The sequence below is a fragment of the Mesorhizobium japonicum MAFF 303099 genome, assembly GCF_000009625.1.
Lineage (GTDB): Bacteria > Pseudomonadota > Alphaproteobacteria > Rhizobiales > Rhizobiaceae > Mesorhizobium > Mesorhizobium japonicum.
In genome coordinates this window covers 7,028,895-7,036,071 of the sequence record NC_002678.2, presented here as the reverse complement: position 1 = coordinate 7,036,071, position 7,177 = coordinate 7,028,895, and the positions used below count along the sequence as shown (strand labels likewise).

General features: G+C 64.3%; 7 protein-coding genes. All 7 read left to right on the top strand.

The genetic code is table 11. From position 1 onward, the window contains the following. Positions 1-223: 223 nt before the first annotated feature. The 7 genes from MAFF_RS34880 (at position 224) to MAFF_RS34850 (ending at position 7,048) form a co-directional block, all read left to right on the top strand. Complete coding sequence (locus tag MAFF_RS34880; protein ID WP_010915732.1) at positions 224-1,528, top strand: M23 family metallopeptidase; 1,305 nt, start codon at positions 224-226, stop codon at positions 1,526-1,528. Between the two features lie 263 nt (positions 1,529-1,791). Continuing rightward, complete coding sequence (locus MAFF_RS34875; RefSeq protein ID WP_010915731.1) at positions 1,792-3,231, top strand: FAD-binding oxidoreductase; 1,440 nt, start codon at positions 1,792-1,794, stop codon at positions 3,229-3,231. Beyond that, a complete protein-coding gene (locus tag MAFF_RS34870; protein WP_010915730.1) occupies positions 3,228-3,971 on the top strand; it encodes a FadR/GntR family transcriptional regulator in 744 nt (247 codons plus the stop codon). The genes MAFF_RS34875 and MAFF_RS34870 overlap by 4 nt, the downstream gene beginning before the upstream one ends. Continuing rightward, on the top strand, positions 3,968-4,411 hold the full coding sequence (locus MAFF_RS34865) for a VOC family protein (RefSeq protein WP_010915729.1): 444 nt from the start codon (positions 3,968-3,970) through the stop codon (positions 4,409-4,411). Before MAFF_RS34870 ends, MAFF_RS34865 begins: the two co-directional genes overlap by 4 nt. Positions 4,412-4,494: 83 nt before the next feature. Then, positions 4,495-5,523: an ABC transporter substrate-binding protein gene (locus tag MAFF_RS34860; protein WP_010915728.1), complete on the top strand. Its 1,029-nt coding sequence runs from the start codon at positions 4,495-4,497 to the stop codon at positions 5,521-5,523. Further along, a complete protein-coding gene (locus MAFF_RS34855; RefSeq protein WP_010915727.1) occupies positions 5,523-6,296 on the top strand; it encodes an ABC transporter ATP-binding protein in 774 nt (257 codons plus the stop codon). The genes MAFF_RS34860 and MAFF_RS34855 overlap by 1 nt, the downstream gene beginning before the upstream one ends. After that, positions 6,293-7,048 (top strand): ABC transporter permease, encoded by a 756-nt coding sequence (locus MAFF_RS34850; RefSeq protein WP_010915726.1) that lies wholly within the window; start codon positions 6,293-6,295, stop codon positions 7,046-7,048. Before MAFF_RS34855 ends, MAFF_RS34850 begins: the two co-directional genes overlap by 4 nt. The last annotated feature ends 129 nt before the right edge of the window (positions 7,049-7,177 follow it).

The window sequence follows — 7,177 nt, the reverse complement described above, 5'->3', positions numbered from 1 at the left end:
CCCTACACCCTGATCCGCGACCGACGGGCCGCTCTGCTGGCAGCAGATTGGCGCTCATCGCCAATGATTTCACGGCATTATGGCCACGCCCTCGGCCGTTTTCATGCAATCCTCTGCGCGCGTCGCGTGCAGTCGGCGCCGGGCGATCGGTGCGGCAAGCCTTTGTTAACCCTAATAATGTGTAATCAGGCTGTCGTGGTGTCGTAAACGAAAGCTTGGTCCCGTGAACGCAACCGGTCAGTCCGCAGTCTTCGGCAGGCGCAAGGAACCCCACACGGTCATCATCGCCCGCGGCAACGAGATCAGGCATTTCACGATCCGGCCCTGGCTCGCGGCATTCATCGGCTCAGCACTCGCCGCCATCGCCATCGGCTACCTCCTGGCCACCTCCTATCTCGTGCTGCGCGACGACCTGATCGGCGCCACCACCGCACGCCAGGCGCGCATGCAGCAGGCCTACGAAGACCGCATCTCGGCGCTTCGCGCCCAGGTCGACCGCATCACCAGCCGCCAGTTGCTCGACCAGCAATTGATGGAGAACAAGGTCAGCGAACTGATTGAACGCCAGACGCAGCTCAGCCAGCGCCACGGCCGCCTCGGACCGCTGCTCGAGCGCGCCGAGAACGAGGTGGGAGCAGCGCCCGCCGAGGATCCGGCTGCGGCCGTCAAACCGGACAAGCACGCCGAGGTGACCGGCAACATCAGCCAGCCCGCGCAGAATTATGCGGTCGCGAGCCTGGGTGCCGACCTGGGTGCTGCCGATACCAGGCCGTTCTCCCTGTGGTCGACCCGCACCGATCCGCTGCCCAGCGATTCAGCCGCGGATCGTGCCGACAAGCTGTTCGTCTCGATCAACCAGTCGCTGAAATCCATCGAGAACGAACAACTCACCCGCATCAGCACGCTTGCTGACAATGCCTACAAGAGCGCCGATGCCATCCAGCAGGCGCTGCAGGCGGCCGGACTGCCGGTCGACAGCGATTTCGGCAAGAACGAAAGCGATGTCGGCGGCCCGCTGATCCCACTCGACAGTTCGATGATCTTCGACAGCAAGGTCAAGGAGCTGGACGAAGCCCTGGATACGCTCGACCAGTTGAAGAAGGAAGCGCGCCAGCTGCCGCTTTCCAATCCCGCCCCCGGCCACTCCGTCACCAGCCCGTTCGGCGTGCGGACCGATCCCATCCTCGGCACTGCGGCACTGCATTCGGGCATGGATTTCAGGGCGCCCATCGGCATGGCGGCTAAGGTCACGGCGCCCGGCATCGTCACCAAGGCCGGCTGGAACGGCGGCTATGGCCGCATGGTGGAGGTCGACCACGGCAATGGCTTTGCGACCCGCTACGGGCATCTCAGCGAAATCGACGTGACCGTGGGCGAAAAGCTGGACGCCGGCGCCATCATCGGCAAGACCGGCAGCAGCGGCCGCTCGACCGGCCCGCATCTGCACTATGAAGTGCGCCACAATGGCGAAGCGATCGATCCCTTGCGCTTCCTAACCGTCGGCAAGAAGGTCGCCCAGTATCTCTGAGGCGCGCCAGTCCTGAGCTGATTGGCCCTACCTCTCGAATAAAACCTTCCCGCTTTGATTTCAGGGTGAGTGATCGCCATCCGTGCGGGCCTTGCCGGCTTCCGGCCAGCCGTTTCGCCTCTTTTGCCTCCCGGCTAACGCCTCATTCCCAACGCGCCGGCAGGTGACTTGTCCACGGACGTTCGGCCTGCTGCTGTTGACACAGTTCCAGTTGTAGGATGATATGTATAACCATACACCACAACATCAGCGCCGACCCGACAATGACCATCCACGGCATCTCGCCTGACGTTCTCGCCGCCCTTGAGCATGTGCTGGGGCAGAGCGGCGTGGCTGCCGATACGGCCGACATGGCGAAATACCTCGTGGACTGGTCTGGCGATCATCATGGCGGCGCGCTTGCCGTGCTGAAGCCCGCGTCGGTCGCCGAGGTTCAGGCCGCGGTCCGGCTGTGCGGCACGCTAGGGCTGGCGATGATCCCGCAAGGCGGCAACACCGGACTTGTGGCAGGTGCGATCGACATCGGCACAGCCGGAGGCGCGGTGGTGATCAGCCTGGAGCGGCTGAACAGGATCCGCTCCGTCGACGCCGACAATTTCATCCTGCAGGCCGATGCCGGCTGCATCCTGCAGCACATCAAGGATGCCGCTGACGAGCGGGACTGCCTGTTTCCGCTGGCGCTCGGCGCGCAAGGCAGCTGCCAGATCGGCGGCAACGCCGCCAGCAATGCCGGCGGCGTCAACGTGCTGCGCTACGGCATGGCCCGCGACCTCATCGTCGGCCTGGAAGCGGTGCTGCCGGACGGCGAATTGTGGAACGGCTTTTCCGGCCTGCGCAAAGACAATCGCGGCTATGATCTGAAGCAGCTCTTCATCGGCGCCGAGGGCACGCTGGGCATCATCACCGGTGTCGAGATGAAGCTCTTTCCGAAACCCGGCCGCGTCGAGACCGCCTATCTGGGGCTGCCCTCATTCGAAGCGGCTATATCGCTGTTCAGGCGCGCCCGACGTCAATGCTGCGACCTGATATCCGCCTTCGAGATCATCGGCGCGGAATGCATGGAGCTTGCGCGCCTCGCCGACCCGAACATCGTCACGCCGGTCACCGGGCCAGTCCATGTGCTGATCGAATTGTCATCGAGTGCCGAGATCGATTTGCGCGCCCTGCTGATGAATTTCCTTGCTGATACAATGGAAGAAGAAATCGTCACCGACGCCGTCCTGGCCGAGAGCGGCGCGCAGGCCAGGGCATTCTGGGGCATTCGCGAGGGGCTGGTCGAGGGCCAGGCCAAGCGCGGCTACCATGTGCGCACCGACCTTTCGGTGCGCATCTCCGACATCCCCACGCTCATCGCCCAGGCCCGCCAGTTTATCGAACTGCAGCATCCGGGCTGGATCTCCCAGGCCTACGGCCACGCCGGCGACGGCAACATCCATTTCAACGTCCTGCCGCCGCTTGACCTTGCCGATCCCGACGCCCGCGCCAGAGGCGCCACCATCACCACCGGCCTGTATGACATCACCAACGCCCTCGGCGGCTCGATCAGCGCCGAGCATGGCATCGGACGCACCCGCCAGCGTGTCTATTGGGCGGGAATGTCGGCAGTCCAGCGCCGGCTCGTCAGCACGCTCAAAGATGCGCTCGATCCGGGCGGGCTGATGAACCCTGGCTGCCTCTTTCCCGCGACGGAGACTTTTTCATGAAACAAAGACTGGCCGCCATCGGCACTGTCGAGGCGCTGCCGCACCGGGTCGCGGCGTTCCTCAGCCGCGAGATCGAGTCCGGCGATCTCAATCCGGGCAGCCTGCTGCCGACCGAGCAACAGCTTTCAGAGAAATTCGGCGTCAGCCGCAACGTCGTGCGCGAGGCGATCGCGCAGTTGCGTGCCGACGGCATGGTGGAGGCGCGGCAAGGCATCGGCTCCTTCGTCCTGGCGCCGGAACAGCGCGCGGCGATCCGTATCGACCGCGAGACGCTGAAGGAGGGGCAGAACATGGAGCGGCTCTTCGAGCTGCGTTGCATCCTCGAGGCGGAATCGGCGGCGCTTGCCGCCGAACGGCGCGAGCAGGAGCATCTCGACGCGATCAAGGCCGCACTAGACCGCATGAGCGGCGAGGAGCGCTGGGAAGACGGCAGCATCGACGCCGATCTGCTGTTTCATCGCGAAATCGCCCGCGCGACCGGCAACAGCTACATCCACACCTTCATTTCCTTCGTCTGCGAACAGATCCGCCGCTCGATCTATTACGCGCGGCAGACCAATCCCTTGCACGATCTGGTGGAGGTCAATGTCGGCGAGCATGTGCGCATCTACGAGGCGTTGGTCGCCGGCGATCCGGCGGCAGCCGAGGCCGCCATGCGCGCGCATATTATCGGCGCTGCCAACCGTGTCGGCGTGAAGCTGCCGTCCGCCAGAGGCGAACGCACCGGCGGAGGGAAATGAGCATGGCTGTGGCAAGCATGAGCCGGATTTCCGACGTCTGCCTTCTGGTCGAGGATATCGAGCGAACGGTGGCGTTCTATGTCGACAAGCTCGGCTTTCGCCTGCGCCGCCGCGCCGAGGGCTTCGCCGACTTCCATGGCGAGGGCGTGACACTGGCCGCCTGGGAGATCGACCATATCGGCCAGCATGCCGGCGTCTCGAAACTGCGGTCGCCGCGCCATGCGCACAAGGTCTGCGTCGCCGTCCAGCTCGATGCGCCTGACGAGATCGACCGGCTGCACGCCGAGCTGACGGCAAAGGGCGTGCCGTTCTATGGCCCGCCCGAAAACTATGTCTGGAACGCGCGCTGCGCCTATTTCACCGACCCGGACGACACGCTTTGGGAACTCTACGCCTGGCTCGACGGCGGCCCCGGCGACTACCACGACGAACAGCCGTAGACCACCCGCGCCAAGGGAACGGCGCGCAATGAAGAGACGAGACAGTCTTGCAACAGGAGCGAAAAATGAATGGGAATCACGACATGAACCGCCGCGGCTTCATGAAATCCGGCCTGGCGGCCGTTGCCATGGCATCGAGCGGCATGCAGCTGGTGCTGACTCCGGGCGCGAAGGCCGCCGGCAAGGTCGTCATCCAATATGACTGGCTGATGTCCAACGGACAGATCGGCGACATCGCCGCCGTCGCCAATGGCTACTTCAAGGATGCCGGGCTCGACGTGGAATTCAGCCCGGGCGGCCCGAACGCATCGACCGTGCCGCCGGTGATATCGGGCGCGGCACAGCTTGGCCAATTCTCAGAGACGCCCCAGCTGTTTGCGGCGCGTGCCAGCGGCGTGCCGGTGAAGATCATCGCTTGCGGATTCCGCACCGGCCCCTACGCGCTCACCTCAAAGGCGTCGAATCCGATCAAGGGCGTGGCCGACCTCAAGGGCAAGAAGATCGGCATCCAGCCGACGGCGCGTTTCGTCATGGACGAGATCCTCGCCAAGAACGGCATGAGCGCATCCGACCTCACCGTCATCAATGTCGGCTTCGACAAGGGACCGCTGGTGCGCGGTGATGTCGACGCCATTGGCGGCTGGATCACCAACACGCAGGCGCTCAGCGTCGTCGGCGAGGATCGCATCGATCTTCTGGTGCGCGATCTCGGCTTGAATTCCTATGCCGATGTCTATTTCGCCACAGACGCCGCGATCGAAAAAGATCCGGACACGCTGGCCAAGTTCATCGGCGCGGTCGCCAAGGGCTGGGGCTGGGTGCATGCCAACCCGCAGGAGGCGGTGAAGAAGATGGTCGCCGCTTATCCCGAAATGGACCTCGGCTGGGAAGAGAAGACCGTTAACCTCGTGCTGAAGCTATCGTTCGACGGTGCGACGGCCAAGGACGGCTGGGGCACGTTCGACCCCGCCTCTATCGAAGAGCAGCTGGCGCTGCTCGACAAGGTCGGCCAGTACCCGAACGGGCGCCCGAAGGCCGCCGACGTCTACACCACCAAGATCCTCGAACTTTCGGCTGCCGACCGGCCGAAGCTCGACGCGCCCGCCGCCTGATGGCGAACGCGATCGAAGCCAGCCGGCTGGACGTCGGCTATGGCGGCCGCCAGACGGCCGTCAAGGTGCTTTCCGGCCTCGACCTCAGCGTCGAGGCCGGCTCCTTCCTGTCGATCCTCGGACCGTCCGGCTGCGGCAAGTCGACCTTGCTCAGAGTGGTCGCCGACCTTCTCGACCCCCTCGGCGGCACGATCAGCGTGCTCGGCGACACGCCGCATGCGGTGCGCTCGCGCCGCGACGTCGGCTTCGTCTTCCAGGACTCGACGCTGCTGCCCTGGCGCACCGTGCGCGACAATGTGCGCCTCCCGCTTGGCATCGGGCAAGGCAGCCTGACGCGCAAGATCGAGGATCGCAGCGAAGAATTGCTGGAGTTGATGGGGCTTGCCGGGTTTGGCGAACGCCTGCCGCACCAGCTGTCCGGCGGCCAACGCCAGCGTGTGGCGATCGCTCGCGCCTTGCTTGGCCAGCCGAAGCTGCTGCTCATGGACGAACCCTTCGGGGCGCTGGACGAAATCACTCGCGACCGGCTCAACGACGAGCTTCTCAACCTGTGGCGGCGCACGGGCACGACGATCCTGTTCGTCACCCATTCGATCGCCGAAGCCGCCTATCTCGGCGAGCGTGTCATTGTCCTCGCCGCCAATCCGGGACGGCTAGTCAAGGATCTGGACCTGCGGCCGCTCAAGCAGGACGGCAATCGCTGTTCGCGGGAAGACCCGGCAATCGTCGCCGCCATGGCGGAACTGCGGACCGCGCTGGAGCAGGCATCATGAGGCCGGTGCCGCTCTCGCCGCAATTGTCGATCGCCCTGCCCGTTTTTGGCGCTGCGTCGCTGCTGCTCGCCTGGCAGTATCTGCTGCCGCTTCTCGGCGTGCCGGCCTATATCGTGCCGACGCCGACTGCCATATCGGGCGTCTTCCAGAGAAATTTCGCGCTGCTCATGGACAATCTCAGGCCGACGCTGATCGAGGCGTTGGCCGGCTTCGTCATCGGCAATCTGGCCGCCGTGCTGCTGGCGGTCCTGTTCGTCCACAACCGCATCCTGCAGGCCACCTACTTTCCGATCGTGCTGTTTTTCAACACCATTCCGATCCTGGCGCTGTCGCCGATCATCATCCTGATCTTCGGGCTCGGGATGACGCCCAAGATAGTCATCGCGGCGGTGATCTGCTTCTTCCCGACGCTGGTGAACATGATCCGTGGCCTGGATTCGGCCAGCGACAACGAGCACGAACTGTTCCGGGTGCTGTCAGCGACACGTGCCGAGATTTTCTGGAGCCTGCGCCTGCCCCGCGCGCTGCCGATGCTGTTTTCCTCGCTCCGCATCGCCTCGGCGACGGCAGTCATCGGCGCCATCGTCGGCGAATGGATCGGCTCGGACAAGGGCCTCGGCGCGCTGATCATCCAGGCGAGCTTCAACTACCAGTCGGACCGGCTCTACGCGGCGATCGTGCTGTCATCGTGCCTGTCGATCGTGCTGTTCTGCGCCGTGGTGCTGGTCGAACGCCGGGTCATCAAATACTGAGCAGAGCAATCCCAGGAAAAGTGTGAAGGATTTTCCGTCGGGAATGGCGTCAAAACAAAGAGTTAGAGCAGTTCGCCGTTTCCCTGAAACGGTGAACTGTTCTGAGCTTTTCACCGGCTCGTGCAAGCC